At 62.0% G+C, this 26373-nt stretch carries 23 protein-coding genes; 17 read left to right on the top strand and 6 right to left on the bottom strand.

Annotated elements, in window-relative coordinates; genetic code table 11:
* Positions 1-156: 156 nt before the first annotated feature.
* The 4 genes from CAG44_RS13375 to bglX all read right to left on the bottom strand — a co-directional run bounded on the left by CAG44_RS13375 (position 157) and on the right by bglX (position 7281).
* Positions 157-1476 carry an MFS transporter gene (locus tag CAG44_RS13375; RefSeq protein WP_075046206.1) on the bottom strand — a complete coding sequence of 440 codons (1320 nt, stop codon included), beginning with the start codon at positions 1474-1476 and terminating at the stop codon, positions 157-159.
* Positions 1477-1755: 279 nt separating this feature from the next.
* A complete protein-coding gene (locus CAG44_RS13370) occupies positions 1756-3090 on the bottom strand; it encodes a sigma-54 dependent transcriptional regulator (protein WP_085692296.1) in 1335 nt (444 codons plus the stop codon).
* Positions 3084-4841, bottom strand: coding sequence for an ATP-binding protein (locus CAG44_RS13365; protein WP_085664372.1), 1758 nt, complete (start codon positions 4839-4841; stop codon positions 3084-3086). The genes CAG44_RS13370 and CAG44_RS13365 overlap by 7 nt, the downstream gene beginning before the upstream one ends.
* Before the next feature lie 148 nt (positions 4842-4989).
* On the bottom strand, positions 4990-7281 hold the full coding sequence (bglX, locus tag CAG44_RS13355) for a beta-glucosidase BglX (protein WP_085692295.1): 2292 nt from the start codon (positions 7279-7281) through the stop codon (positions 4990-4992).
* A 186-nt stretch (positions 7282-7467) separates the two neighbouring features.
* Between bglX and CAG44_RS13350 the strand changes: the two genes are divergently transcribed.
* Together CAG44_RS13350 and CAG44_RS13340 are read left to right on the top strand one after the other, a co-directional pair.
* Positions 7468-8085, top strand: a complete 618-nt coding sequence (locus CAG44_RS13350; protein WP_075046203.1) for a TPM domain-containing protein — start codon at positions 7468-7470, stop codon at positions 8083-8085.
* A 270-nt stretch (positions 8086-8355) separates the two neighbouring features.
* Positions 8356-9579: an SAM-dependent methyltransferase gene (locus CAG44_RS13340; protein WP_085692294.1), complete on the top strand. Its 1224-nt coding sequence runs from the start codon at positions 8356-8358 to the stop codon at positions 9577-9579.
* 4 nt (positions 9580-9583) lie between these two features.
* On the opposite strand, the gene CAG44_RS13335 is transcribed toward CAG44_RS13340, so the two are convergent.
* Positions 9584-10462 carry a DNA-binding response regulator gene (locus tag CAG44_RS13335; protein WP_085692293.1) on the bottom strand — a complete coding sequence of 293 codons (879 nt, stop codon included), beginning with the start codon at positions 10460-10462 and terminating at the stop codon, positions 9584-9586.
* Between the two features lie 448 nt (positions 10463-10910).
* On the opposite strand from CAG44_RS13335, the gene CAG44_RS13330 reads away from it, so the two are divergent.
* The 14 genes from CAG44_RS13330 to CAG44_RS13265 all read left to right on the top strand — a co-directional run bounded on the left by CAG44_RS13330 (position 10911) and on the right by CAG44_RS13265 (position 23712).
* A complete protein-coding gene (locus CAG44_RS13330) occupies positions 10911-11102 on the top strand; it encodes a Flp family type IVb pilin (RefSeq protein ID WP_054571983.1) in 192 nt (63 codons plus the stop codon).
* 32 nt (positions 11103-11134) lie between these two features.
* Positions 11135-11665, top strand: coding sequence for a prepilin peptidase (locus CAG44_RS13325; protein WP_085692312.1), 531 nt, complete (start codon positions 11135-11137; stop codon positions 11663-11665).
* Between the two features lie 2 nt (positions 11666-11667).
* A complete protein-coding gene (locus CAG44_RS13320; RefSeq protein WP_085590331.1) occupies positions 11668-12996 on the top strand; it encodes an AAA family ATPase in 1329 nt (442 codons plus the stop codon).
* 12 nt (positions 12997-13008) lie between these two features.
* Positions 13009-13821: a Flp pilus assembly protein CpaB gene (cpaB, locus tag CAG44_RS13315; protein ID WP_085590329.1), complete on the top strand. Its 813-nt coding sequence runs from the start codon at positions 13009-13011 to the stop codon at positions 13819-13821.
* An 87-nt stretch (positions 13822-13908) separates the two neighbouring features.
* On the top strand, positions 13909-15396 hold the full coding sequence (locus CAG44_RS13310; RefSeq protein WP_085590327.1) for a type II and III secretion system protein family protein: 1488 nt from the start codon (positions 13909-13911) through the stop codon (positions 15394-15396).
* Positions 15397-15411: 15 nt separating this feature from the next.
* Positions 15412-15693 (top strand): hypothetical protein, encoded by a 282-nt coding sequence (locus CAG44_RS13305; protein ID WP_085590325.1) that lies wholly within the window; start codon positions 15412-15414, stop codon positions 15691-15693.
* An 11-nt stretch (positions 15694-15704) separates the two neighbouring features.
* On the top strand, positions 15705-17048 hold the full coding sequence (locus CAG44_RS13300) for a TadE/TadG family type IV pilus assembly protein (RefSeq protein ID WP_085590323.1): 1344 nt from the start codon (positions 15705-15707) through the stop codon (positions 17046-17048).
* 9 nt (positions 17049-17057) lie between these two features.
* A complete protein-coding gene (locus CAG44_RS13295) occupies positions 17058-17528 on the top strand; it encodes a TadE/TadG family type IV pilus assembly protein (RefSeq protein WP_085692292.1) in 471 nt (156 codons plus the stop codon).
* The gene (locus CAG44_RS13290) at positions 17528-18031 is read left to right on the top strand and encodes a TadE/TadG family type IV pilus assembly protein (protein ID WP_085590319.1); all 504 of its coding nucleotides are present in this window, start codon (positions 17528-17530) and stop codon (positions 18029-18031) included. The genes CAG44_RS13295 and CAG44_RS13290 overlap by 1 nt, the downstream gene beginning before the upstream one ends.
* Complete coding sequence (locus CAG44_RS13285; RefSeq protein WP_085590317.1) at positions 18025-19242, top strand: AAA family ATPase; 1218 nt, start codon at positions 18025-18027, stop codon at positions 19240-19242. The genes CAG44_RS13290 and CAG44_RS13285 overlap by 7 nt, the downstream gene beginning before the upstream one ends.
* A 3-nt stretch (positions 19243-19245) precedes the next feature.
* The gene (locus tag CAG44_RS13280) at positions 19246-20688 is read left to right on the top strand and encodes a CpaF family protein (protein ID WP_085590315.1); all 1443 of its coding nucleotides are present in this window, start codon (positions 19246-19248) and stop codon (positions 20686-20688) included.
* Positions 20685-21671 carry a type II secretion system F family protein gene (locus CAG44_RS13275; protein ID WP_085692291.1) on the top strand — a complete coding sequence of 329 codons (987 nt, stop codon included), beginning with the start codon at positions 20685-20687 and terminating at the stop codon, positions 21669-21671. The genes CAG44_RS13280 and CAG44_RS13275 overlap by 4 nt, the downstream gene beginning before the upstream one ends.
* Before the next feature lie 27 nt (positions 21672-21698).
* Complete coding sequence (locus CAG44_RS13270; protein ID WP_085692290.1) at positions 21699-22667, top strand: type II secretion system F family protein; 969 nt, start codon at positions 21699-21701, stop codon at positions 22665-22667.
* Between the two features lies 1 nt (position 22668).
* Positions 22669-23712 (top strand): lipopolysaccharide assembly protein LapB, encoded by a 1044-nt coding sequence (locus CAG44_RS13265; protein WP_085590309.1) that lies wholly within the window; start codon positions 22669-22671, stop codon positions 23710-23712.
* Between the two features lie 302 nt (positions 23713-24014).
* Here CAG44_RS13265 and CAG44_RS13260 read toward each other — a convergent pair whose 3' ends face one another.
* Entirely contained in the window at positions 24015-25025 is a 1011-nt protein-coding gene (locus tag CAG44_RS13260; RefSeq protein WP_085692289.1) for a DUF4917 family protein, read from the bottom strand.
* A gap of 239 nt (positions 25026-25264) precedes the next feature.
* Here CAG44_RS13260 and CAG44_RS13255 point away from each other — a divergent pair, with 239 nt between their 5' ends.
* Entirely contained in the window at positions 25265-26332 is a 1068-nt protein-coding gene (locus CAG44_RS13255; protein ID WP_085692288.1) for a glycerophosphodiester phosphodiesterase family protein, read from the top strand.
* The last annotated feature ends 41 nt before the right edge of the window (positions 26333-26373 follow it).

The following is a 26373-nucleotide window of genomic DNA, read 5'->3' as shown; positions in this document are numbered from 1 at the left end:
GGCTATTCGGCTCATCTTGTGAGCCGAATAATAGCGCTATTCGGCTCATTCTGTGAGCCGAATAAGGCCGTCAAACGGCTCACAGGCTGCCGCGTATCACAAAAAAGGGGCGCCCCATGCACTGGAGCGCCCCTTTTCAGTACTGCCAGGCCAGCATCACTCAGTGGTAATCCGCGAGTGCTGCTTGGTGTCCTTCATGGTCGCGTAAACCAGCAGCGAGCAGGCGATGCAGGCGGTGACGTACCAGTAGAAGCCACTTTCCATGCCGGCGCTCTTGAACCACAGGGCCACGTACTCGGCGGTGCCGCCGAAGATCGACACGGTCAGGGCGTACGGCAGGCCCACGCCCAGGGCGCGGATTTCGGTTGGGAACAGCTCGGCTTTGACCACGGCGTTGATCGAGGTGTAGCCGCTGACGATGATCAGCGCCGCCATGATCAGGAAGAACGCGCCCCACCAGGTCTGGATGGTGTGCAGGGTGCTGAGGATCGGTACGGTGAACAGGGTGCCGAGCACGCCGAAGGCGATCAGGATCGGGCGTCGACCGATCTTGTCGGACAGGCCGCCGATCACCGGCTGCAGGCACATGAACAGGAACAGCGTCGCGGCCGAGATGGTGGTCGAGTCGCTGATGCTCATGCCCACGGTGTTGACCAGGTATTTCTGCATGTAGGTGGTGTAGGTGTAGAAGGCCAGGGTGCCGCCCATGGTCAGGCCGACCACGGTCATCAGCTCCTTGGGGTGGCGCAGCAGGGTGCGCATCAGGCTTTCCTTGGCCTTTTCCTTCTTGGTGAAGGAGGCGGTTTCTTCCATGCCGCGACGCAGGTAGAGGGCCACCACGGCGCACAGCGCACCGATCACGAACGGTACGCGCCAGCCCCAGGCATACAGCTGCTCGGTGGTCAGGGTCTGTTGCAGGACGATCAATACCGCCAGGGCGATGAGCTGGCCGGAGATCAGGGTCACGTACTGGAAGCTGGAGAAGAAGCCACGGCGGTCCTTGCTGGCCATTTCGCTGAGGTAGGTGGCCGAGGTGCCATATTCACCGCCCACCGACAAGCCCTGCAGCAGGCGTGCGATGACCAGCAGGATTGGCGCGGCGACGCCGATGGTTTCGTAGCCCGGGGTCAGGGCGATGACCAGCGAGCCGGCGCACATCAGCAGCACCGAGGCCATCAATGCGGCCTTGCGGCCTTTGCGGTCGGCGTACAGGCCCATCAGCCAGCCACCGATCGGGCGCATGAGGAAGCCCACGGCGAAGATCGCGGCGGTATTGAGCAATTGTGCGGTGGAATCGCCGGCCGGGAAGAAGGCCTTGGCGAAGTACAGCGAGAATGCGGCGTAGACGTACCAGTCGTACCATTCGACCATGTTGCCGATGGACCCGCTGAAGATCGACTTCAGGCGGCTGGCGGTGGTTTTTTCTGTGGCGGGCGCGGTGGCCGCCCCGGCTGGCAGGGAGGTGGCATTATCCATCAGGGATACCTTCTCGTTGTTTTTGTGGAGCGCGCCGTGGCGCAGCTTGCCAAGGCAATTGCAGAAGGTGTGCCAAATGGGTGCATTGGGCTTCAAATGGGGGCGCTGCGCACCCCTTCGCGGGCACGCCCGCTCCCACAGGGACCGCGTGACGTCTGACTCTTCGCGTTTCCTTGTGGGAGCGGGCGTGCCCGCGAAGGGCTGCAAGGCAGCCCCAAAAAAATCCTGCTAATGAGCGGTTTTTTGCTTGCCGGCCGAGCGCGATAGGCGGATTTCCGCTCATTCCCGCCCAACAAAATCCTCGCGCACCAACCCATGCCGCTGCATTTTCTCGTTCAGTGTGCGCCGCGGCAGCTGCAACGTTTCCATCACTGCATTGATCGCGCCCCCATGCTGGCGCAGCGCCGCGCGCAGGCATTGCGCCTCGAACGCTTCCATCTGCTCGCTCAGCGACTGCCCGGCAGGCGCCACCTCGATGTTCGGTGAGCCCAGCCCCAATGCATGGCGTTCCGCCGCGTTGGCCAGTTCACGCACGTTGCCCGGCCAGTCGTGTGACAGCAGCTGCGCCAGTTGCGCACCCGACAGTGGCGGGGTTGCGCGGCCAAGCTTTTCGCCGGCGGCACGGGCAAAGTGCTCGAACAGCAGTGGAATGTCCTCACGCCGTTCACGCAATGGCGCCAGGCGCAGCTCGGCAACGTTCAGGCGATAGGCAAGGTCTTCGCGGAAGCGCCCGGCGCGGGCTTCTTCGAGCAGGTCGGGCTTGGTCGCGGCAATGATGCGCAGGTCGACGCTGATGCTCTGGTTGGCCCCCAGGCGCTCCAGCTTCTGTTCCTGGATGACCCGCAGCAGCTTGGCCTGTTGGGCCAGTGGCATGCTTTCGATTTCGTCGAGGAACACCGTTCCGCCGTTGGCGTACTCCAGCTTGCCGATGCGCTTGCCTTGGGCACCGGTAAAAGCGCCGCTTTCATGGCCGAACAGCTCGGCCTCGAACAGCGACTCGGGGATGGCTGCACAGTTGAGGGCGACGAACGGCTTGCCGGCGCGCGGGCCAAAATCGTGCAGGCAGCGGGCCACGCGCTCCTTGCCACTGCCGGTTTCGCCGCGGATCAGCACATTGACCGGCAGGCTGGCCAGGTCCAGCACTTGCCGGCGCAGCTGTTGCAGGCCTTGGGACATGCCAAGCAGCGTGCCTTCCAGGCGTGACTTGAGGTCGGCCTGTTCGTGCAGCCGGCGGTTTTCCAGGACCAGCTGGCGCTTTTCCAGGGCCCGGCGCAGGCTGCCCAGCAGGTGCTGCGGGGTAAAGGGTTTTTCCAGGAAGTCGTAGGCCCCGCTGCGCATGGCTTCCACTGCCATGGGCACATCGCCGTGGCCGGTCAGCAGGATCACCGGCAAGTCGGGGTCGTCCGTCTGCAGGCGTTCGAGCAATTGCAGGCCATCCATGCCCGGCATGCGTACATCGCTGATGATCACCCCGGGAAAGTGCCGTGGCAGGTGTGCCACGCATTCTTCGGCGCGGGCGAACAGTTGCACGCTGAAGCCGGACAGGCTCAGCCATTGCTCGACCGCGGTGCGGATACTGGCTTCATCATCGACGACGATCACTGAATTCAACATACAGGCTCCAGGTCACGGGGCAGGGTAAGGCTCAGGCGCGCGCCGCCAGGCAGGTTTTCGGCCTGCAGCTGGCCGCCGGCCTCGTGGACGATGCCGTAGGAAATGGCCAGGCCCAGCCCCAGGCCTTCGCCTACCGGCTTGGTGGTAAAGAACGGGTCGAAGACCTTGGCCAGGTCGGCCTCGGCAATGCCGCCACCCGAATCCAGCACGCTCAGGCGCCACAGCTCGCCGTCGGGCTCGATGCGGATCTCCAGGCGTTTGTAGCGCTTGTCGGCCATGGCGTCGAGGGCATTGCGCAGCAGGTTGATCAGCACCTGCTCCAGGCGAATGGCATCGCCGCGCACCCAGGCCGGGCGCGCCAGGTACAGGGCTACTTCCACTTCTTCGCTGCGAATGCGCGCTTCCAGCAGGTGCAGGGCCTGGTCGACCACCGTGGCCAGGTCGAGGCGCTCGCGCAGGCCGACCGGGCTGTTGCGGGCGAAGGTTTTCAGGTGGCTGGTGAGCGCGGCCATGCGTGTGAGCATCTGCTCCAGCGGCTCCAGTGCCTGGCGTGCTTCGTCATGTCGGCCATGGTCGAGCAGCAGGCGCAGGGTTTCCAGCTGCATGCGCTGGGTGGTCAGCGGCTGGTTGATTTCATGGGCCATGGCTGCCGACATCTGCCCCAGCGCCGCCAGCTTGGCCGATTGCACCAGCCCCTCCTGGGCGGTGCGCAGCTCACGGGTGCGCTCCTCGACCTGGCGCTTGAGCTCCTCCCGGCTGCGCTGGCGCAAGCGGGCCAGGCGCAGGCGCTGGCTGACGAACAGCGCAGCGAACACCAGGCTCAGCCAAACGGCGGCGGCGCCGAGGGCGGCATTGCGACCGTCGGCGGCTACCTGCGGCTTGCGCAGCAGGTGCAAGGTCCAGTTTTCACCTTCCAGCGGCAGGCTTTCCCACAGGTATTCGGCGCTGCCCTCCGGGCCTTGCACGCGGCTGAGGGTGCTGTTGTCGGCAAAGCGGGTCAGCACCTGGTGCTGCAGTGGCACCAGCGGTTGCTTGTCGTACTGACGGGTTTCGGCCAGTTCGGCACGGTCGGCACCACTGAGCGGCTGCAGTTCGCGGTAGCGCCAGCCGTCCTGGTTGGCGATGAAGGTGATGCCGCGGGCATCGCTGACCAGCAGGATGTCGCTGCCCTGGCGCCACTCGCGTTCCAGCTCGGGAAACTCCAGCTTCACCACCATGGCGCCGAGGAAGCGGCCATGCTCGTCGTTCACCGCGCTGGCGAGGAAGTAGCCCGGCACGCCACTGGTCACGCCCACGGCGTAGAAGCGGCCACTGCCTTGGCTGCGGGTCTGCTTGAAGTAGGGGCGGAAACCGTAGTTGGAGCCCACGTAGCTGCTGGGCAACCGCCAGTTGCTGGCGGCGATGGCCAGGCCGGTGCGGTCGAGCAGTTCGAGGGTGGAGGAGTTGGCGGCGCCATTGATGCGTTCGAGCTTGCGGTTCAGGGCGTCCTGCACCGGTTCGCTGACCGGGCCGCGCAGGGCGGCGATCAGTTCCGGGTCCAGCGCCAGCACGGCGGGCAGGGCGCGGTAGCGGTCGATCAGCGTGTGCAGGGCATTGGCATACAAGCCCAACTGCTGGCTGGCACGCTGGGCGTCGGCTTCCATGGCCTGGCGCTTGGCCTGGTGCATGGCCCAGCCGGCGCTGAAGGCGGTGCCCAGCACGATCAGCAGGGTGATCAGCCCCAGACGCAGGGCGCGAACGGAAAAGGGCATGGGGCGGATCCGGATGAATGGGATATCAGGGCCGGCCTCTTCGCGGGCTTGCCCGCTCCCACAGGAGATTCACAGCCCGATGGACTTGTGCAGTACCTGTGGGAGCGGGCAAGCCCGCGAAGAGGCCGGTACAGGCAAAACCTGTCAGTTACAGCAGTTCAAAGCTCTGCTGCTGCACCGCCTGGGAATCCAGCCCGACCTGGACATTGAATTCCCCTGGCTCGGCAACCCGCTGCAGTTGGCCATTGTAGAACTTCAGGTCTTCTTCGCTGATGCGGAAGCTCAACGTGCGCGAATCGCCAGGCTTGAGCATCAGCTTCTGGAAGTTCTTCAGTTCCTTCACTGGGCGGCTCATCGATGCCGATACATCCTGCAGGTACAGCTGCACCACGGTCTCGCCTGCCACCTTGCCGGTGTTCTTCACCGTCACCTTGGCTTCCAGCGTGTCGCCACGCTTGAGGTCCTTGTTCGACAGCTTCAGCCCCGACAGTTCGAAGCTGCTGTAGCTCAGGCCATAGCCGAACGGGTACAGCGGACCATTGGGCTCCTCGAAGTACTGCGAGGTGTAGTTGCCCGGTTTGCCCGGCGTGAAAGGCCGGCCAATACGGGTGTGGTTGTAGTACATCGGGATCTGCCCGACCGAACGCGGGAAGGTGATGGCCAGCTTGCCGGACGGGTTGTAATCGCCGAACAGCACGTCGGCGATCGCGTTGCCGCCTTCGGTACCGGCGAACCAGGTTTCCAGAATGGCGTCGGCCTGCTCGCGTTCCCAGGCAATCGACAGTGGGCGGCCGTTCATCAGCACCAGCACCAGTGGCTTGCCGGTGGCCTTCAGGGCCTTGATCAGCTCCCGCTGGCTGGCCGGGATTTCCAGGGTGGTACGGCTCGACGACTCGTGGGACATGCCGCGGGATTCACCCACCACTGCCACCACCACATCGGACTGCTTCGCCGCTTTCACCGCCTCGTCGATCAGTACCGCGGGCGGGCGCGGGTCGTCGACGATTTCCGGGGCATCGAAGTTGAGGAAGTTCAGGTAATCGAACATCGCCTTGTCGCCGGTGACGTTGGAACCTTTGGCGTAGACCAGCTTGGCCTTGCCCTCCACGGCGCGGCGCAAGCCTTCGCGCACGGTCACCGAGTGCACTGGTTTGCCGTCGGCAGCCCAGCTGCCCATCATGTCGATCGGGGCATCGGCCAGCGGGCCGACCAGGGCGATGGTGCCGGCCTTTTTCAGCGGCAGGGTCTGGTTGCGGTTTTCCAGCAGCACCAGGCTGCGGCGCGCCACGTCACGCGCGGCATCGCGGTGCAGGCGGTCGTTGCCGTAGTAGTCCTTCAGGTCGGTTTCGGCCTTGCCGATGCGCACGTACGGGTCCTTGAACAGGCCCATGTCGTACTTGGCGCCCAGCACTTCGCGCACCGCCTGGTCCAGTTCGGCCTGGGTCACTTCGCCGGACTTCAGCAGGCCTGGCAGCTCTTCGCCGTACAGGGTGTCGTTCATGCTCATGTCGATGCCGGCCTTGATCGCCAGCTTGGCGGCTTCGCGCCCGTCGCGGGCGACGCCATGGCGGATCAGTTCCTGGATGGCACCGTGGTCGCTGATGGTCACGCCCTTGAAGCCCCACTCCTTGCGCAGCAGGTCGTTCATCAGCCAGGTGTTGGAGGTGGCCGGCACGCCGTTGATCGAGTTCAGCGCCACCATCACCCCGCCGGCACCAGCGTCAAGCGCGGCGCGGTAGGGCGGCAGGTAGTCGTTGTACATTTTCGGCAGGCTCATATCGACCGTGTTGTAGTCGCGCCCGCCTTCCACCGCGCCATACAGGGCGAAGTGCTTGACGATGGCCATGATGCTGTCGGGATTGGCCGGGCTGCTGCCCTGGAACGAGCGGACCATCACCTGGCCGATTTTCGAGGTCAGGTAGGTGTCTTCGCCAAAGCCTTCACTGGTGCGGCCCCAGCGCGGGTCGCGGGCAATGTCGACCATCGGTGCGAAGGTCATGTCCAGGGCGTCGGCCGCGGCTTCGATGGCGGCGGTGCGGCCGACCTTGGCGACGGCGTCCATGTCCCAGGTCGCGGCCATGCCCAGGCCGATCGGGAAAATGGTGCGCTCGCCGTGGACGGTATCGTAGGCGAAGAACATCGGGATCTTCAGGCGGCTGCGCATGGCCGCGTCCTGCATCGGCCGGTTCTCGGGCGCGGTACGCGAGTTGAAGGTGCCACCGATGCGGCCGGCGGCGATCTCCTCGCGAATCTTGTCGCGGGGCATTTCCGGGCCGATGCTGATCAGGCGCAGCTGGCCGATCTTCTCGGCTTCGGTCATCTGGCTGATCAGATGGTCGATGAACGCCTGCTTGTCCTGCAGGGGCGGGGCGGAGGGGGCGGCGAGGGCCGCCTGACTGGCAAGGCCCATGGCCAGGCCCAGCAAAGACAGTTTCATCATCAATTCCGTTGTGGGGCCTCTGCTGTATCCACGGTGATACGCGCGCGGCCGAAGTTTTCAGGCGGCTATTGTTGTACGATTTGCAGGCATTTCTTCCAGCGGCGGATTATGCCTGAATATGTCGCCTGCGGATGAAGCCCCGAATGCCGGGACAACAACTATAAGAACGCTCAAGAGACCGACGGCATGACCCCCCTCGACGAATACCATCAGCGCCAGATCGCCGAAGCCATTGCCCGTGCCGAACGGCGCACCGATGCCGAACTGGTTACGGTGCTGGCCCGCCGGGCCGATGACTACGCCTACTGGCCGTTGTTCTGGGCCGCCGTGCTGGCGCTGGCCGTGCCGGCCCTGTTGCACTGGCTGCTGGGTTGGCCCGGAGTGCGTGGCTTGCTGGTGGCCAATGTGCTGCTGTTCGTCGGCTTGTGCCTGCTGCTGCGCAGCCCACGCCTGGCCGGCTGGCTGATCCCCCGGGCCCTGCGCCGCTGGCGCGCCTCGCGCCTGGCCCGCCAGCAGTTTCGCGAACAGAACCTGCAGCGCACTGCTGGTGCCACGGGCGTACTGATCTTCGTCAGCGAGGCGGAGCGGCATGTGGAGATCCTGGTTGACCGCGGCATCGAGCACCACCTGGATGCCACCGCCCGCGCGGCCATCGTCGCCCGCTTTGCCGAACAGGTACGCCAGGGCCGCACCTTGCAGGGTTTTGTCGAGTGCATCGAGGCGTGCGGCGAACTGCTCAGCGAGCATGTGCCGCCTACCCATGCACGTAACGAGTTGCCCAACCGGTTGGTGATTCTCGATTGAGCCCTAATGCCAGTCAGTTAAGCAAATGGGGGCCGCTTTGCGGCCCTTCGCGGGCTTGCCCGCTCCCACAGGTGTGTCGCTGAGCCCATGATTTGCGCGACCCCTGTGGGAGCGGGCAAGCCCGCGAAGGGCTGCAAAGCAGCCCCAACTAAACAGGCAAACCTTAACTGACTGGCATTAGGGCAAGCCCGCTCCCACAGGAAGTTGAGCACCCTGTAGAATGCGCGCATTGCGCCATGCGCTCCCCGCTATCCGAGGCACCGTTTTTCCATGTCCGCCAGTTCTTCTGCCCCATCCGCGCCGGATGCGCGCACCCAGTTTCTCGACCTGCTGAACGCCGCCCTGCATGGCAATACCCTGGTCAAACTGGTATTGGCGCGCCATGTCGGTGCCGACCAGACCTTGCAACGGATCATTGCCAAGCCGCTGCAGGTCAAGGGCCAGCCGTGCCTGTCGCTGGTCTATCGCCACCAGACCCGCGACATCACCCGCAACCTGGCGCTGGATCAGGCCCAGGCGCTGGTCGCCGAGTTGCTGCCGGACAGCTTCCGCAATGCGCACCTGTTCGACGCCGACGGTGAAGTGCAGTTGACCTTCAGCAAGAAGGGCAAGCCCATGCTCCAGCGCCACGGCGCACAGGCACCGCGCGAAGCTGCCAGCAGCAGCGGCCATGACCGCGAGAAGAAGCGCTATCTGGAGCTGTCGCGGCCCTTCCTGCGTGACCTCGGCGTGACTGACGCACAAGGCGCGCTGATCCCGTCCATGTCGCGCAAGTGGAAGCAGATCAACAAGTTCATCGAAGTCTTCGACCACGCCCTGGCCAGCGCCCCGGTGCCAGCGCAGCAGGCGCTGCGGGTGGCCGACTTCGGCTCTGGCAAGGGCTACCTGACCTTTGCCATGCACGACTACCTGCGCAACAGCCTGGGCCGCAAAGCGCAGGTAACCGGCGTCGAGCTGCGCCAGGACATGGTCGACTTGTGCAACGCCGCCGCCTTGCGCCTGGAGCATCCGGGCCTGGAGTTCCAGTGTGGTGACGTGCGTAGCGTGGTGCCCGAGGCCATCGAAGTGATGATCGCCCTGCATGCCTGCGACATCGCCACCGACTACGCCATCCACACCGGCATCCGCTGCAACGCCGCGATCATCATGTGCTCGCCGTGCTGTCACAAGCAGATCCGCCCGCAACTGCACAGCCCAGGGTTGTTGCAACCGATGCTGCAGTACGGCCTGCACCTGGGCCAGCAGGCCGAGATGCTGACCGACAGCCTGCGCGCGCTGTACCTGGAAGCCTGCGGGTACGAGACCAAGGTGTTCGAGTTCATCTCGCTGGAGCACACCAACAAGAACAAGATGATTCTTGCGGTGAAGCGGCGCCAGGCAGGGGACAACGGCGCGTTGCTGGAGAAGATCGGGCAGCTCAAGGCGTTCTATGGGGTGCAGGAGCATTGCCTGGAGACGTTGTTGCGAGGGGACGGGTTGCTGCCTGGCGTGTGATCCTTCAGCGGCTCTTGTGAAACGCCGCACTCGGTAACACGTTATCCAGAAGTGGCGCATTCGTATCTTTCAGGGGCTCGGTTTCGCTGGCCGTCGCTGCCAGCTGACGGGCCTGGCGGTATTCGCTGGGCGTGCAGTTGCTGACCTGCTTGAAGGTGCGGGCGAAGTAGGACGGGTCCTTGAAGCCGGCCTCATAGCCGATGCTGGTAATCGGCATCTGGCTGTTGACGAGCAGGTCCATGGCCAGGTTCATGCGCTTGCTCAGGATGTAATCCAGAAACCCAACGCCGTTGACTTCCTTGAACAGGCGGCTGAAGCGGGCCGTGGTCATGCCGCAACGCTGCGCGAGGTCCTTTTGATCGACACATTCGCGAAAGTGCTGGTCGATGTACGGCATGACCTTGCTGAGCGCCTGGTGCTTGTGGTGTTCGCCGGTCAGGCGAATGCTGTCCGGCAGGGAGGGAAGGTGATCGATGCGCTGCGCATTGCCTGAGGCCTTGCTGGCGCGGCGTATGTCGCAAAGCTGCTTGAGGACATCGATGTAGCGACTTTTCTCACCGCTTGTCAGCGGCAATACCAGATACTCCCAGACCCGCGAACGCATGGCCCAGACAGCCAACTCTTCGGAGTGCTGCACGGTGAACATGGTGACCGGGATGGATGGTGAGTTGCGTTTCACTTCCAGCAGCAGGTTGAGGTTGAGGGTGTCGGGGCGATCGAAATGCATGCAGATCATGTCTGCCTGCTGGCGTTCGGAATGCGCGACGGCCTTCGCCAGTTTGCAATCGCAGACATGACTGAACTGTGCCATCAGCGCTTCGGTGGAATGATCGCGTGTCAGATCGAACCACAACAACAGCGGCTTTGTGCCCGGGTTAGACATCGTGACTTAACCTTAGTGCTGGGAGTTTCCCTACGAGCAGCAGTATTGTCAAAACACTATTAGTTCGACGAGCAATTTGGTTATTAACTTAGATCGTTTTTGCTTAAGGGGTTGTATGCGTTTTGTAAAACCCTGATGTTAGACAGGTTCCGCAGCCAGGCTGGTCTTTGATCATGGCGACCGCTCGTCGGCTTTGAACAAACGTGCCAGAACCTTTCCCTGAGCCGGCTGCAAATGCGTACGAAAGTGCTTCTCATATTGACACTTGCTACCTGTTTTCCTGGTGGCATTGTGAATTTTTGGATGCTGGCCAATGGCCGCAAAAAAGTCCTAGCGATTCGCAAAAATCTCCTAACGACTGTCGCCTCCCCCTGACTAGGATTCCCAACAGGTAGTGCAACCGCCACTGCCCGCGAAGAAAAACAATGTCCTTAGCGAGGTGAGCGAAATGACTCTGCAAACAATCAAGGCTTCGGTCGTGAAGTTCGTCAAAGATGAAGATGGCCTGACCGTTGTGGAATATGCGGTGGCTGGTGGGTTGGTGACGGCACTTGTTGTTGGGATATTCACTAGTCTCGGAACTGCAGTGCAGACAAAGATGCAGACTCTTTGCACTGCCATCAAAGGGTCGGCGTGCTAATAGAAATAATCATCCAGCAGGGAGAGGCGGTGATGACCAGAGAGCCGTTGGTTATGACTGTTTTGCTGATGGGGCTGCTGGCTATCGCGGTGGCGAGCGACATTCGTCGCCACCGCATTCCCAACCTCCTGATTCTGGTGGGGCTGGGGTTGGGCTTGGCTGGTCAGGCTTACTCCATCGGAGTCAGTGGTTTCGGTTATGGGTTGCTGGGGGGGCTGATTGCCTTCGCCATTTTTCTCCCAATGTACGCCTTGGGTGGGATGGCTGCCGGCGATGTCAAGCTGATGGCTATGGTCGGCGCTTTTCTTCCTTTGAACGGCGCGCTCAACGCGGCACTCCTGAGTCTGATTGCCGGATGTCTATGTGGTCTTCTTCTAATTCTAGTGCGTGGCCAATTACCGATGACCTTATCGCGTTACTGGTTGATGTTGAGAGCACAGGCGTATTTCGCGCCGGAGGCTGATGAGGTGGCCGGAAAGCCCTTCCCATACGCCGTGGCAATTCTTCTCGGAACCCTTGTCAGCCTTTTCTGGCAACCGCTGGCCTTTAGCCTAGGAGGCTGAAAATGTACGCACTCAGAGACAGCGGTGCCTGTGACAAGGACGCAGTGCAGAGCCTGGCACCACAACCTCGCACAGTCCGTGAGACTGGACTGGCGGAAAGCTTTCTCGGTGATTTGCTGTGCAAGCACCTGTACGACGCCGGTACGCTGGATCTGTCGCGCCTGGTCGAGCGCCTGGCGCTGACCGGTGCGGTGGTGGAGGAGATACTGGCTTTTCTACGCAAGGATGGCCGCGTTGAAGTACTGGGCCAGGTCGGTGTGCAAACGGGGGGGCAGGTGCTGCGTTACGGCTTGACCGAACGCGGCCGCGGTACCGCCCGTGATGCACTGGCGCGCAGCGGCTACATCGGCGCGGCGCCCTTCCCGGTAAGTGCCTATCGTGACCTGCTCAAGCTGCAGACCATCCACCATGGCCGCATCAGTACGCAGGACATGCACAAGGCCTTTGCGGGCGTAGTGCTGTCGGAGAGCATGCTCGACCAGCTAGGGGTAGCGCTGAACTCCGGACGCGCCATCATGATTTATGGCCCCGCAGGCACCGGCAAGACCTACGTCAGCAGCCGCCTGATCCGCCTGTTCGCCGAAGCCATCTGGGTACCCCATGCCATCGAGATCAACGAGTCGGTCATCGAGGTATACGACCCCCAGGTGCATCAGCGCCTGGAGGAAGAAAGTCAATCTACCAGCCTGTTGCTCAACGAAGGAATCGATCGTCGGCTGGTGCGCTGCAAACGCCCGGTTGTGATCACTGGCGGTGAGTTGGGCATGGAGCAACTGGACGTCCGCTTCGATCCCGGTACCCGTCAGTACCAGGCCTCCTTGCAACTCAAGGCCAGCAACGGCCTGTTCATCATCGACGACATGGGGCGCCAGCGCATGGCCCCGGCCGAACTGTTCAACCGCTGGATCGTGCCGATGGAAGAGAAGCGCGACTTCCTCAACCTGGGTGGCGGGCGCCATTGCGAGCTGCCGTTCGATCTGGTGCTGGTGTTCTCCACCAACCTCAACCCGCTGGAGTTGGCTGACGAAGCCTTCTTGCGGCGGATTGGCTACAAGCTGCAGTTCAGCTACCTGAAAGTCGATGAGTACGAACGCATCTGGCGTCAGGAATGCGAACGCCTGGGCCTGGCTTACGACCCGCTGCTGTTGCGTTACGCGCTACAGGCCCTGTACGAGGCAGAAGGCGTGCCGCTGGTGCCCTGCCACCCTCGCGATCTGCTGAACATGGCACTTGACCGCCAGCGTTACATGGGGGGCGAGGGGCCGTTGTCGGAGCAGGAGCTGAAATGGGCCTGGCAAAGCTACTTCGTGCAGATCGACTTCCTTGGATAAGGAGATGCAGACATGAGTGCCCGTACGCTGACCTTGGTTGCCGTGTCCCTGACCCTGGGGCTTGGCGCCGCCTTGATGGCGAACAACTGGCTCAATGGTCGGCTCAACGCCGCCCCGGATGACAACATGAAGAACGTGGTGGTCGCCACGGTGGAGATCCCGTTCGGGCAGATGATCGAGGCGCAGCAAGTCGCCATCGTGCGCATGCCCAAGGATGCGGTACCTGACGATGCCTTTGACAGCAATGAAAAGGTGGTTGGCAAGATTGCCACTTTTGCATTGTTGCGCGGCGATGTGCTGCGTAGCGCTCGCCTGGCCGAGCACCTGGGTGGCAGTACCCTGGCTTCGTTGATTGCTCCAGACAAGCGCGCCATTTCGGTGCGTGTGGATGATGTGGTCGGGGTGGGCGGGTTCCTGTTGCCGGGCAACCGGGTCGATGTTCTGGCAACCAAGCAAAGCAATGGCGGTAGTAATGACGCCGAATCCAGAACCATCCTCCAGGACCTCCGGGTATTGGCTGTGGACCAGACAGCGGGGACGGACAAGACCCAGCCGGTGGTGGTACGTGCCGTGACCCTGGAAATGTCGGCCAAAGAGGCCGAGGTGCTGGTCAGGGCGCAATCCGAAGGGAAGTTGCAACTGGCTCTGCGCAACCCGCTGGACGCTCAGAAGCAGGCGCCAGCCGTTGCCGCTGTCGAGCCGGTGAAGGCTGCAACGCCAGCATTCAAACCCCAAACAAGACCGGTGGTAAATCGCAGTAGTGACGGTGGCGCGGTCACCATCATCCGTGGGACTGAAGTTGAAGTAGCGAAAGCACGGTTCTAAAGCAGCTGGCGTCCGAATGGTTAACCTTCGGCAGGAACAAGAATACCTCGCAAGGAGTTGTGCATGAATACTTTGCAGAGACTAGGGATGTACCTGTTGTGCGGGCTGGGTACGCAGCTGCTGTTCGTCGGTGTGACGCAGGCTGCAGAACCAGGATCGGGATACAGCGCCATGCCGGCGGCCAACACCAACATGGTCCAGGTGCCCATCTACAAGTCGCGGACGATCAGTGCTCGTACGCCAGTGAGGAAAATCTCGGTCGGCAACCCGGATATCGCCGATATCCTGATCACCAGCCCGACCCAGCTCTACTTGCTCGGCCGTTCCCTGGGCACTACCAACGTACTGCTGTGGGACAGCAATAACCGCTTGATCGACACCCTAGATGTGGAGGTCGTGCATGACCTCACCGGGCTCAAGACCAAACTGCACCAGCTGCTGCCCGAAGAGAACATCGAGGTGTTCAGCGCCCAGGGCGCGTTGGTACTGCGTGGTCAGGTGCGCAGCGCCGCGGCCATGGACACAGCGATGAAAGTGGCCAAGACCTATGCCGCACAAACCTCGAGTGTGGTGCAAGGCAAGGGTGAAGCCGCCGAGGCGGCCCCGGCCCAGTCGCTGGAGGTGATCAACCTGCTCAGCGTCGGTGGCAGCCAGCAGGTAATGCTGGAAGTCAAAGTGGCAGAGATGCAGCGCAGCCTGATCAAGAACCTTAACGTGCGCTTCAATGCCCTTGGATCATCCGGCAACTGGAGCGGTGGCGGGTTCAACAATGGTCAAGGACTGGGCCTGACTCCAGGCGGCGGGTCGATCCTTTCGCCAGGTTCGCTGATTGGTGGCGGCAAAGGCTTGTTCGCCCAGTTCCTGTCCGACGATTTCCTCTTCAATGTGGTGCTGGAAGCGTCCAAGGACAATGGTTCGGCCAAGGTGCTGGCAGAACCCACCCTCACCACACTGACCGGCCAGCAGGCGGAGTTCATTTCCGGTGGCGAGTTCCCTGTGCCGATCACCGAGGATGATGGCATCACCATCGAATACAAGGAATTCGGTGTCGGCGTGAAGTTCCTGCCGGTGGTGCTCGACTCCGGGCGTATCAACCTCAACCTGAATGTCTCGGTGAGCGAGCTTTCCAACGCCAACTCGCTGGTACTCGACACGGGCCTCAGCAGCATCCTGGGCGATGGAGTTTCCCAGGTTATTCCGTCGCTGACCAAGCGCAGCGCAGAGTCCACGGTCGAACTGGGCAATGGCCAGACCATTGCCATCGCCGGCTTGATCAGCGAAAACACTCGCGATTTCGTCAGCCGTTTCCCGGGTCTGGGGGACCTGCCGATACTCGGGCACCTGTTCCGCAGCCAATCGTTCATCAACGGTGAAACCGAACTGGTGATCCTGGTGACGCCGCACCTCGCCAAGCCCGTGGATGCCAAGGCGGTGCGCCTGCCCACTGAGAAGTTCGTCGAGCCCAGTGACCTGGACTTCTACCTGCTCGGCAAGACCAAGGGCAGTGAGCCGGGGCGCGCGGTGCCCGTCAGCCTCGGTGTCAGCGGTGGCAACTTTGGCCATGATCTGAACTGATCGGAGAGAACCAGCATGAGAACCATGATCGTGTGTTGCGCGCTGCTGTCGGGGGTGTCCGGTTGCATGTCGTACGACGAGGGGCGCGTCGGCCCGCTGGGTTACAGCGTCTACCAGACAACCTACCAGCAGATTGCCGACAAGCAGGTGGCCGCCAATCCAGGCACCGAACTGCCTGCCGTCGGCGCCGATGGGCCGTTGCTGGAGAAGGTGATGAATGGTTATCGGGGGGCGACTGGCGATGCGCAGCAGATCGGTCAGCCGATCCAGATCCAAGTCACTGATTCAACTCGCTGATTGAGGGCGTAATCATGACTCCTCGAGCTCAACGGATGTTCACCGCGCCGCGAGGCCAACAGCGGGGGGCAGTGACTGTCATCATCGTGATCGCCTTGTTGGCGATACTGATGATGGCAGCGTTGGTGCTCGATGGCGGTCACATGTTGTTGAACAAGACTCGACTGCAGAATGCCGTGGACGCCGCCGCCCTCAGTGGCGCCAAGACCCTGAGCCAGGTGATGGGCACTGGCAATTCTGCCAGTACCACGCGAGCAGCCGCGCTCTTCACCCTCAACGAAAATGCCAAGGCCGCTGGCAACATGGAGCTGTTGACGGCAATCGGCGGCAACCCTGGCGGATTTGCCGTGGTGGAGTTGGCAGACAATGTCTATGGGCCTTTCTCCTTCCCCGGGCCGGCCAATGCCACCTATGTGCGGGTCTCGGTATCGAACTACTCACTGGCGGGCTTTTTCTGGAGCTTCGCCCAGTCAATCGGTACAGGAACCGTGGGGACCAAAAGTGTGACGGCGATTGCAACCGCCGGGCCGAGCCCCACCAGTCCATGTGATCTTGCGCCGCTGCTGGTGTGTGGGGACCCGACCAAATACAACCCGGACACCGGCATGTTCTGGGGGTATCGCTTTGGTGACCTGGAGGTCTTGAAATCAGCTTCCAAGGACAGCGACCCGATTGGCCCGGGCAATTTTCAGCTGCTCGATTTTGGCTCGGGCGGCAAGGAGGTTGGCGAACTCATGGCTGGCGGCGCCTCGGTTTGCCGAAATGTCGGTGACAACGCCGCTACCAAGCCTGGCAACACGGTTGGTCCTGCTGTGAAAGGCCTGAATACTCGCTTCGGCCAGTATGCCGGGTCGCTCAATAGTTCGGACTATCCGCCAGACCTGGTGACGACCTATAGCAATCCGGTAATGAAGTACAACGACGCAATCACGCCTAACCAAGTGGAGCAGCAGGGCCAAGTCGTCACTTCGAGCAATGGCAACCTGTCTGCTGGCGGCACGCCGCTGTTCGACTACAACGACTATGCCGCGCAGACCGCCGCATGTGTCGCAGGCGGTACGGGTTGCCAGTCGAGTGGAGTTTTCGAGCGACGGATGCTGAAGATCGTGGTAGGCGACTGCTCGGGCAAGAACTCGGGGGCATCATCGATTCCGGTCCTTGGTTTCGGTTGCTTCTATGTGGTGCAGCCTGCCGACAACTCAGGTGGGGATTCGCAGATCTTTGGCCAGTTCGTCAAGCAATGCGAGGGTGACGGCGTGCCTGGGCCTACTCCGCAGGACGATTCCGGCCCGCAGATCATCCAGTTGTACAAAACCTTTATCAATGGCAGTGGCACACCGAGCACCGACTCCTAGGAGCGTGTCATGGAACTTTATCGGCTCAAGCGTGCACAACGTCAGCAAGGGGTGGCAATCGTCGAGTTCACCATCACCCTGCCACTGTTGCTCCTGACCTTGCTGGCTTTCGGCGAATTTGGCCGCATGCTTTACCAGTACAACAGCTTGCTGCAGGGCAGCCGGGATGCCGCACGCTTTGTCGCCAGCCAGGCCTGGAACTCGACCCTTGGCAAGGTCGAAGTGAGCGCCGACCTCGAGTGCATGACCAAGAAAGTGGCGGTGTACGGTGCACCTTCAGCGCCGCCCTGCAGCCTGACCGGGATGCCGGCTGATACTACCGTGCAGGTGGCCAAGGTGGCGGGCACCAACGACCACGTTCAGGTCACCATCAGCGCGGTCTTTTCCCCACTGATCGCCAACGGCATTCCGGCCTTTATCGGAGGCGGCACGGCGCTGAACTTTCCGTTGGTCGCCACCACTGTGATGAGGGCACTGTGATGAAGCGCAGAGGCATGCAGGGCGTTTACGTGGTGGAGTTCGCCATCGTCAGTGCGTTGATGTTCACGCTGCTGTTCGGGGTGCTGGAAATAGGCCGGCTGTACTACACCGTGAATGTGCTGAATGAGTCCGTTCGGCGTGGCGCACGGCTGGCAGCGGTGTGCAATATCAGCGATCCGGTGGTGCTGCGCCGGGCAATATTCAACAGTGCGGGCGACAGCGGAGCCAGTGGCCTGCTGGCCGACCTGGACACTTCGGACCTTACCCTGCGTTATCTGGACAAGAACGGTGCACAGGTCGCCAACCCCGGTGATCTGGTGAACGCCACCGGGTTTGCCGCTGTCCGCTATGTCCAGCTGACGCTGCAGAACTTTCAATTCAGCCTGTTTATTCCAGGTTTTGGGGTGCCCATTACCCTGCCAGTATTCAAGGCGACCTTACCTCGCGAGAGCCTCGGGCGTCATACCGGGGCGGGTGTCGTACCGGAGATCACGCCATGCTGAATCTTAGGGAGAGTTCCGTATCCGCTACTTCCATCAAGCCCGGGATGCGTCTGTTGATCAGCAGTTCCGACGCCTTGGCCTTGCGTCAATTGCAAGAAATCTGTCAGCGCATCTCCGGTCTGGAGGTGAATGTTCGTCAGGTGAGCAATGGGCATTGCGACCCGCTTTACGGGCTCGACCGGATGCCCGATTTCCTGCTGCTGCGCGTTGGCCAGCTGTGGCGTGAGGAACTGGCAGCCTTGTTGCAACGCCCGGCCCATGAGCGCCCGCCGCTGTTGGTGTGTGGCCTGCTGGACGATCGGGAAGGCATGCGCCTGGCGATGCAGGCCGGTGCGCGTGATTTTCTGCCAGAGCCTATCGTTGCCACGGAGCTTATCGCTGCCTTGAACCGTATGGTCATGGAAACCCAGACCAACAGCACGGCAACAGGCAAACTGGTCGCGGTGATGAATGCCAAGGGTGGCTCCGGCGGCACGGTGCTGGCCTGCAACCTGGCGCATCAGCTCAGCCTCAAGGGCAACACCCTGTTGCTTGACCTGGACCTGCAGTTTGGCAGCGTGTCGCATCATCTGGATGTGGCGCAGTCGCACAGCCAACTGGACGTGTTGCAGCAGATAAAAGAAATGGATGGTGTTGCACTGCGCGGCTTCTGCAGCCATTTCAGCCCGTCCTTGCATGTGCTTGGCAGCCGCGCCAATGAGCTGTGCCTGCCGCAGGATGTGCAGGCCGAACAGCTGGATGCGCTGCTGCAGCTGGCGCGGGCCAACTATGACTGGGTGGTGACGGACTTGCCGCGGCAGATCGATCACATCACCGCTTCGGTGCTGGAGCAGGCCGACCGGGTGTACGTCGTGGTGCAGCAGAGCGTCAACCACCTGCGCGATGCCAGTTCCCTGGCGCGCATTCTGCGCGATGACCTGGGCGTGCGCGGCAATCAGCTGGAGGTGGTCGTCAACCGTTACGACAAGGCGGCACCGGTCAGCCTAAAGGATATTGGCGAGGCGCTGCGCTGCACCAATATCGTGAAACTGCCGAATGACTTCAGCGTCATCAATCAGAGCCAGAACACGGGTGTGCCATTAGGCCTGCAAGCACCTCGCTCCGCGATCACCCAGGCGCTGCGTGGGCTGGCCGAGGAGTTGGTTGGCAAGCAGGTGGACACTGACACGGGACTGTTCAAACGCGCCTTCAAGCGTGTTTTTCGGGGGTGAACCATGCTTAGCGATTTCCGTAACCGTTTGCGCAAACAGGCAGCCACCCCCGAGGCGTTGACGCCGTCGAAGCAGGGTGGAGGCGCGAAGGACCCGGCAGAGGCGTTGATGGCGTGGGAACATTCGGCACCGGATGTTCTGTTTGAAACGAAAAGCCAGGTCACATCGGTGGAAGCCGAGTGGCGGGAAAAAACCTATCAGCAACTGCTCAAGGTCATGGACCTGTCCTTGCTCGATTCGCTTGAGCAGGCCGAGGCCGTGCGGCAGATCCGTGATATCTGCCAGCGTCTGCTCGATGAGCATTCGGCGCCGGTAAGCTCTGCCAGCCGCCAGTTGATCATCAAGCAGATCACCGACGAAGTGCTTGGCCTTGGCCCGCTGGAGCCGCTGCTGGCCGACCATACGGTGTCCGACATTCTGGTCAACGGGCATGACTCGGTGTACGTCGAACGGTTCGGCAAGTTGCAGCGCACCGATGTGCGATTTCGCGATGATCAGCACCTGCTGAACATCATCGACCGCATCGTCTCCAGCCTCGGCCGGCGTATCGACGAGTCTTCGCCGTTGGTCGATGCACGCCTCAAGGACGGTTCGCGGGTCAATGCGATCATCCCGCCGCTGGCCATCGACGGGCCAAGTATCTCGATACGCCGCTTTGCGGTGGACCTGCTCAATACCGACAGCCTGATCCAGGCGGGCGCGCTGACGCCGGCCATCGCCTTGCTGCTCAAGGCGATCGTGCGGGGGCGGCTGAACGTGCTGATCTCCGGCGGCACCGGCTGCGGCAAGACCACCATGCTCAATGTGCTGTCCAGTTTCATTCCCCATAACGAGCGCATCGTCACCATCGAGGACTCGGCCGAGCTGCAACTGCAGCAGCCGCATGTGGTGCGCCTGGAAACACGGCCGGCGAACATCGAGGGGCGCGGCGAGGTGGGCCAGCGTGAGTTGGTGCGCAACAGCCTGCGGATGCGCCCAGACCGCATCGTGATCGGCGAGGTGCGTGGTGCCGAGGCGCTGGACATGCTGACGGCGATGAACACTGGTCACGATGGTTCACTGACTACCATCCACGCCAACACCGCGCGCGATGCGCTGGGCCGGGTCGAGAACATGGTCTTGATGTCTGGCGCTACTTTCCCGATCAAGGCCATGCGCCAGCAGATCGCATCGGCCATCGATGTGGTGATCCAGCTGGAGCGACAGGAAGACGGCAAGCGGCGGTTGGTCAGTGTGCAGGAGATCAACGGCATGGAGGGCGAAATCATCACCATGACCGAGATATTCTCGTTCGTCCGCAATGGCCTGGGCGAGCAGGGCCAGGTGCTTGGTGATTTCCGGCCAAGTGGCATGGTCCCGGCCTTTCGCGATTCTTTGGCCAAGCGCGGGATCGAGTTGCCGTTGACTATGTTCAGGCCGGAATGGATGGAGGTTGGTCAGCCATGAGCCAGATACCCGTTGAATACATCCTGATATTTCTAGGCATGGTGTTTGTTGCCGTGTTTCTCCTCAGCCAAGGATTGGTCGTGCCAGTGTTCGGCGAAGCGGGCAAGGTACGCAAACGTATTCGCGGCCGACTGGTGCTCCTGGAGCGGGCAAGCCATCTGCCGAACATGCAGACTGTGCTGCGGCAGAAGTACCTGAACCGCTTGTCGCCGCTGGAGGCGCGGCTCGAGCAGTTACCCTTCATGGCGTCGCTGACGCAAATGATCGAGCAAGCCGGGCATGAGTACCGGGCCTATCGGGTATTGCTGATGGGGCTCGTTCTGGCAGCGGCTGCCGGGATGCTGGCCTGGATGTTCTTTCCTTACTGGTGGTTGGCGCTGGCGGTAGCGTTCGTGGCGTTCTGGTTGCCGCTGCTGAAAATCACCCATGACCGTGGCATGCGTTTCGCCAGATTCGAGGAGGGTTTGCCGGATGCGCTGGAAGCCATGTGCCGGGCATTGCGCGCTGGGCATCCCTTCAATGAAACCCTGCGCCTGGTGGCAGAGGAGCACAAGGGACCGGTGGCGCATGAATTCGGCCTGACCTTCGCCGATATCAACTACGGTAACGATGTGCGCCGGGCCATGCTTGGCCTGCTGGAACGGGTGCCGAGTATGACGGTGATGATGATGGTGACTTCGATCCTCATTCATCGCGAGACTGGCGGCAACCTTACCGAAGTTCTGGAGCGTCTGAGTAGCCTGATCCGGGGGCGTTTTCGCTTTCAACGCAAGGTCAAGACGATGTCGGCCGAAGGGCGAATGTCGGCTTGGGTCCTGGTGGCCGTACCCTTTGTGCTGGCGGCGGGGATCATGCTCACTAGCCCCACGTATTTGCCAACGCTGGTCAACGATCCTTTCGGCCAAAAGCTCATCATGGCGGCTTTTGGCTCCATGCTGGTCGGGATCTTCTGGATTCGCAAAATCATCCGAATCCAGGTTTAAGCAGTTCTCGCAACGGGGGCGTCGGTCATGGATTATTTGCTCGGTTTATTAAGTCGGGTGACGGACAATGAGGCACTGACACGCCTGCTGATCGTCGGTGCGATCGGGGTGAGTACGGTCATTGCGGTGATCACCGTGACGTTACTGGTGCTGGGGTTGCAGAGCCCTCTGCAACGTCGTCTTGCATTAATCAAGCGTGATCACTCCAGCGCTGCGGCCGGGCGGGAGGCGCCAGGCAATCTGCAACTCCTGCTGGAGCGGGTCGGTCGGCGCCTTGGCCCGTCTGAGCAAGGGCAGGCGTCAGCCACCCGAACCCTTTTGACCCACGCGGGTTACGGCTCGGCGTCAGCGGTACAGGTGTACTGGGCGGTTCGTTTGCTGTTGCCGCTGATTCTGGTTGGTATATCGCTGTTGACACTGCCACTGGTACCCAACCTTTCCTCAACCGTGATTATCGCTGTGGTGCTCACAGGGGCTGCAGTCGGATGGTTGCTGCCGGCACTGTATATCGACAAGCGCAAGACGGCTCGGCAGGGTCGGTTGCGTGCGGCCTTTCCAGATGCCCTGGACTTGATGGTGGTGTGCGTAGAATCGGGTCTGGCGTTACCCCATGCAATCGAGCGGGTGGCCGAAGAAATGTCGGTCAGCCAGGCCGAGCTGGCCGAGGAACTGGCGTTGGTCAATGCGCAAATCCGCGCCGGTATTTCCAGTACCGAAGCGCTCAGGCAACTGGCGGACCGGACCGGGCTGGAAGACATCCAAGGCTTGGTCAGCCTGTTGGCCCAAAGCATCCGCTTCGGCACCAGCGTAGCGGCCACCTTGCGAATCTACGCCGAGGAGTTTCGTGACCGGCGCATGCAGGCCGCCGAGGAAATGGGCGCGAAGATCGGAACAAAGCTGGTTTTTCCGCTAATTTTCTGTCTGTGGCCAAGCTTCTTTCTGGTAGCCATCGGCCCGGTGATCATCGGGATACTTAAAACGTTCGGGAATCCATGACATGAACAGGATCAGCTTGCTGTTGACCATGATCGCCGTGCTCTCGGGTTGCCAGAGCACTGGGCCAGACTTGAATGGGGTGCGTTCTGTCTACTCCGCTGGCAATTCGGTGCTCTACCAAGTGCAGTCGCAAAGCAACTCGCCCGACCAGGCGATGCAGATGGCTGCTATGGCTTACCAGGCCGGTGACCTGGACCAGGCGCTGTACCAGTACCTGCGCGTCCTCGAGCTGGCGCCCGAACGTTATGAGGCCCTGGTCTGGGTTGGTCGTATCCACCGCGAACGGGGCAATAACCAGCTTGCCGAGATGGCCTTCACCGAGGTACTGAGCAAGGCACCTGAAAACCCCGATGCCTTGACGGAAATGGGCCTGCTGAACCTGTCCATGCGTAAACATGAGCAGGCCAAGGTAATGCTGTTGAAGGCAGTTGCCGTGGATCAGAAACGCTTCGCCAAGGACGCGGCCAACACCCAGACAGGGGCGGCTGCGCTCAGGGTCGACAGCAAGTCGCCGCTCAAGGCCTACAACGGGCTGGGGGTGCTCGCGGATCTGGCCGACAACTTCGCCGAGGCGCAGACCTACTACCGCCTGGCCGAGCTCATCGATCCACGTTCGGCGTTGGTGCAGAACAGCCTGGGGTATTCCTACTACATGGCCGGGCAATGGGCCGATGCCGAGCTCCGGTACAAGCGTGGTGTGAGCTACGACGGCACCTACAAACCGCTTTGGCGCAATTATGGGTTGCTGCTGGCTCGCATGGGGCGCTATGAGGAGGCGGTGTCTGCCTTCGAACAGGTCGAAAAGCGTGCAGAGGCCAGCAATGATGTCGGCTATGTCTGCCTGGTGGAAGGCAAGCTGGATGTGGCTGAGCAGTTCTTCCGCAGCGCGATCGAGTTGTCGCCGGGGCACTATCCCGTCGCCTGGGAAAACCTGAACAGGGTCCAGCAGATTCGGCAAATCCGCCAGCTGGGCGGCGATGTAGCGATGCCCGAGCCGGTTGCAGTTGGCCCGGCCGTGCAGGTGACAACCGCGTCGGCGCCTTGATGGGGCGAGTGATTCAGCGGGCAAGCCCTGATGCCTGTCAGATAGCATTAACGGGGCTGCTACGCAGCCCATCGCCGGCAAGCCGGCTCCCACAGGTACCGCGCAGAATTCAGGAGTTGCGCGATCCCTGTGGGAGCGGGCAAGCCCTGATGCCTGACAGATAGCGTAAACGGGGCTGCTACGCAGCCCATCGCCGGCAAGCCAGCTCCCACAGGTACCGCGCAGAATTCAGGAGTTGCGCGATCCCTGTGGGAGCTGGCTTGCCTGCGATGGGCCGCAAAGCGGCCCCCAATTGGTCCACTTCACCTGTGGGTGAGCGGTGCTTCAATAGCCAACGCTGCTTGCCCCAACGGATGCGTACTGGCATCGAAGAAATGCAGCACGGTCCCGGGCATATCCCCGAACCTGTCGACAAAATGCTGCTTCTGGTTGATCACCGATGCCTCGCTCAACGGCCTTATGGCAATCGACAGATGCATCGGTCGGGCCTGTCGGATGGCTTCGAGCAGATGCTGGTCACTGCTGTCCAGGTGCAGCCCGAACAGGCATAGCCCCTGGCTTTCCCGCGCCAGTTGCCCCAGGCACCAGCCCAGGTAGTCAGAGTTGCGGATGGCGCGCAGTTTCTCGTCGCTGCGGTCTTCGTTGATGAACAGCGGCACTTCGCCCGGGATGTTCACGGCAAAACCATCGAGCAGTTCGGCGCTGTCGGCGCTGCGTTGGCGGGTGGTGCCGTCGGGCAGCTTGAGCAGGTGCAGGCCGCCATGCAGATGCAGCACCCGCGTGCCTTCGCCGTTGGTGCGGCGCACGTCGAAGAAGCCTTGCTCGTCGAACAGTTCGGCGAAGCCGTGCGGGGCGTGTTGCACGGCCCACGGTAGCAGCAGGTCGTAGTTGCTGGTGTAGACGCTGCGGTAGCCGCGCAGGGCCTGGTTGAGGGTTGCCAGGGTCGTGGCCGGCATGAGTGGCCACGGCAGGTGCACCGTGCGTACGGCGTGTATCAGCGCTTCCTTGATCGAGTAGTAGCGGTTCAGCGGCGCGGTGGAGTTGATGGCCAGCGCGGCGTTGGTGCGCACGGTGGTGTTGAGGGCGCTGAGCACCGGCTCGAACAGTTCCGTACCCAGCGACTTGAACAGTGCCTGGTCGCTCACGGCCAGGCCTTTCTTGCGGCCGGCACGTTGCGCTTCCTCGAACAGCGAGAAGTAGCCGAACGGCTTCCACAGCACGCGGCTGGCGCCGTTGCCCAGCAGCAGGGCGTCGCAAGGGTGGTGGGCGGCGAGTTCCGGCCAGGGGGTGAGGGTGGCGTCTAGTGCGGGCATGCTGGGGTCCGTTGGGTGGAGCGGGAACGGGGGCGACTTTAGCATGTCATGCAAGGTGTGCGAGGGTTGTATCCAGGCAAGGGCCTTGTGTCGGCAATGCCGGCCCCTTCGCGGGCACGCCCGCTCCCACAGGAATTACACTGCCCTTGAATTCAGTGCAGTACCTGTGGGAGCGGGCGTGCCCGCGAAGAGGCCAGAACAGGCAGCGCAAGGTTCACAGGACGATAAAGGACTTATCCATGCGCAATCCCATCTTCAGTTTCTTGGCTTTGACCGCTTTGTTCACTGTATCGGCCGCTTCCGCCAGCAATGGCAAGGCCCTGGCCACCGCCCACGGCATTGCGCACCCGGCGGTGATCGCCCACCGCGGCGCCTCGTACGATGCCCCGGAATCCACCACCCCTGCATACCTGCTGGCCCGTGACCAGGGCGCCGACTACCTGGAACTCGACCTGCAACGTAGCAGTGACGGCGTGCTGGTGGTGGTCCATGACGATGTGCTGTCGCGTACCAGCGATGTCGCCGAGCGCTTCCCAGAGCGAAAGGACAGCCCGGTCAGCGCCTTCACGCTCGCCGAGCTGAAGTCGCTGGATGCTGGCAGCTGGTTCAACCAGGCCTACCCGGCGCGTGCCCGGGCCTCTTTCCGCAAACTGCCGATCCTCACCCTGGACGAGGTCATCGACATCGCTGAAGGCAACCCCGAGCGGCACCCCGGGTTGTACATCGAGACCAAGGTCCCCAAGCAGTTCCCGGGTATCGAGCAGGACCTGAAGGCGCGCCTCGCAGCCCGCGGCTGGCTCGACCGGCCAGGCCGTGTGGTGTTGCAGACCTTCGACCGCAACAGCCTGGCGTTGCTGCACGAGGCCATGCCGCAGGTGCCGAAGGTACTCCTGTTGTGGGTGGGGACAAAAACCATCGAGCCCGCTTCCGGGCAGGATTTCGCTGACTCGGGTGAAACCGACAAGGCCGCGTTCTATGCCCGTCAGCAGCCGAAGGACCAGGCAGAATTCCTGCGCTGGCTCGATCAGGCCAGGCAGGGCGGTGCGGTCGGTACGGGGCCTTCTGCAAAGCGCACTCATCTGGGCGAACAGAGCTATGCCGACCTGATCCAGCCCTGGATGAACCAGGCCAGCCAGGCGCGGGATTTGCTGGTGCATGCGTACACCCTCGACGAACCGGTGGACTTCGACAAGGCGATGAAGGCGGGTGTCGACGGGATCTTTACCAACCGCACGGGGGCGTTGCTACGGTTCTATCAGCGTCCGGCGGAGCCAGAGGTTGTGATGCTGGAGAGGTTGGGATACTGAATGGTTGCAGGCGGACGGTTTGTAGCGGCCAAAGCGCTGAA

The organism is Pseudomonas sp. B13(2017), assembly GCF_002113245.1.
GTDB classification, from domain to species: Bacteria; Pseudomonadota; Gammaproteobacteria; order Pseudomonadales; family Pseudomonadaceae; genus Aquipseudomonas; species Aquipseudomonas putida_Z.
This window is presented reverse-complemented; position numbering and strand designations above follow the sequence as displayed.

Excerpts from the sequence above, each read along its gene's own strand:
- CAG44_RS13285 (WP_085590317.1), top strand. The coding sequence starts at position 18,025 with ATGCTGAATCTTAGGGAGAGTTCCGTATCCGCTACTTCCATCAAGCCC.
- CAG44_RS13350 (WP_075046203.1), top strand. The coding sequence starts at position 7,468 with ATGACCCCCCTCGACGAATACCATCAGCGCCAGATCGCCGAAGCCATT.
- cpaB (WP_085590329.1), top strand. The coding sequence starts at position 13,009 with ATGAGTGCCCGTACGCTGACCTTGGTTGCCGTGTCCCTGACCCTGGGG.
- CAG44_RS13365 (WP_085664372.1), bottom strand. The coding sequence starts at position 4,841 with ATGCCCTTTTCCGTTCGCGCCCTGCGTCTGGGGCTGATCACCCTGCTG.
- CAG44_RS13335 (WP_085692293.1), bottom strand. The coding sequence starts at position 10,462 with ATGTCTAACCCGGGCACAAAGCCGCTGTTGTTGTGGTTCGATCTGACA.
- CAG44_RS13280 (WP_085590315.1), top strand. The coding sequence starts at position 19,246 with ATGCTTAGCGATTTCCGTAACCGTTTGCGCAAACAGGCAGCCACCCCC.
- CAG44_RS13340 (WP_085692294.1), top strand. The coding sequence starts at position 8,356 with ATGTCCGCCAGTTCTTCTGCCCCATCCGCGCCGGATGCGCGCACCCAG.
- bglX (WP_085692295.1), bottom strand. The coding sequence starts at position 7,281 with ATGATGAAACTGTCTTTGCTGGGCCTGGCCATGGGCCTTGCCAGTCAG.
- CAG44_RS13255 (WP_085692288.1), top strand. The coding sequence starts at position 25,265 with ATGCGCAATCCCATCTTCAGTTTCTTGGCTTTGACCGCTTTGTTCACT.
- CAG44_RS13330 (WP_054571983.1), top strand. The coding sequence starts at position 10,911 with ATGACTCTGCAAACAATCAAGGCTTCGGTCGTGAAGTTCGTCAAAGAT.
- CAG44_RS13275 (WP_085692291.1), top strand. The coding sequence starts at position 20,685 with ATGAGCCAGATACCCGTTGAATACATCCTGATATTTCTAGGCATGGTG.
- CAG44_RS13290 (WP_085590319.1), top strand. The coding sequence starts at position 17,528 with ATGAAGCGCAGAGGCATGCAGGGCGTTTACGTGGTGGAGTTCGCCATC.
- CAG44_RS13305 (WP_085590325.1), top strand. The coding sequence starts at position 15,412 with ATGAGAACCATGATCGTGTGTTGCGCGCTGCTGTCGGGGGTGTCCGGT.
- CAG44_RS13270 (WP_085692290.1), top strand. The coding sequence starts at position 21,699 with ATGGATTATTTGCTCGGTTTATTAAGTCGGGTGACGGACAATGAGGCA.
- CAG44_RS13295 (WP_085692292.1), top strand. The coding sequence starts at position 17,058 with ATGGAACTTTATCGGCTCAAGCGTGCACAACGTCAGCAAGGGGTGGCA.
- CAG44_RS13260 (WP_085692289.1), bottom strand. The coding sequence starts at position 25,025 with ATGCCCGCACTAGACGCCACCCTCACCCCCTGGCCGGAACTCGCCGCC.
- CAG44_RS13310 (WP_085590327.1), top strand. The coding sequence starts at position 13,909 with ATGTACCTGTTGTGCGGGCTGGGTACGCAGCTGCTGTTCGTCGGTGTG.
- CAG44_RS13265 (WP_085590309.1), top strand. The coding sequence starts at position 22,669 with ATGAACAGGATCAGCTTGCTGTTGACCATGATCGCCGTGCTCTCGGGT.
- CAG44_RS13370 (WP_085692296.1), bottom strand. The coding sequence starts at position 3,090 with ATGTTGAATTCAGTGATCGTCGTCGATGATGAAGCCAGTATCCGCACC.
- CAG44_RS13320 (WP_085590331.1), top strand. The coding sequence starts at position 11,668 with ATGTACGCACTCAGAGACAGCGGTGCCTGTGACAAGGACGCAGTGCAG.
- CAG44_RS13375 (WP_075046206.1), bottom strand. The coding sequence starts at position 1,476 with ATGGATAATGCCACCTCCCTGCCAGCCGGGGCGGCCACCGCGCCCGCC.
- CAG44_RS13325 (WP_085692312.1), top strand. The coding sequence starts at position 11,135 with ATGACCAGAGAGCCGTTGGTTATGACTGTTTTGCTGATGGGGCTGCTG.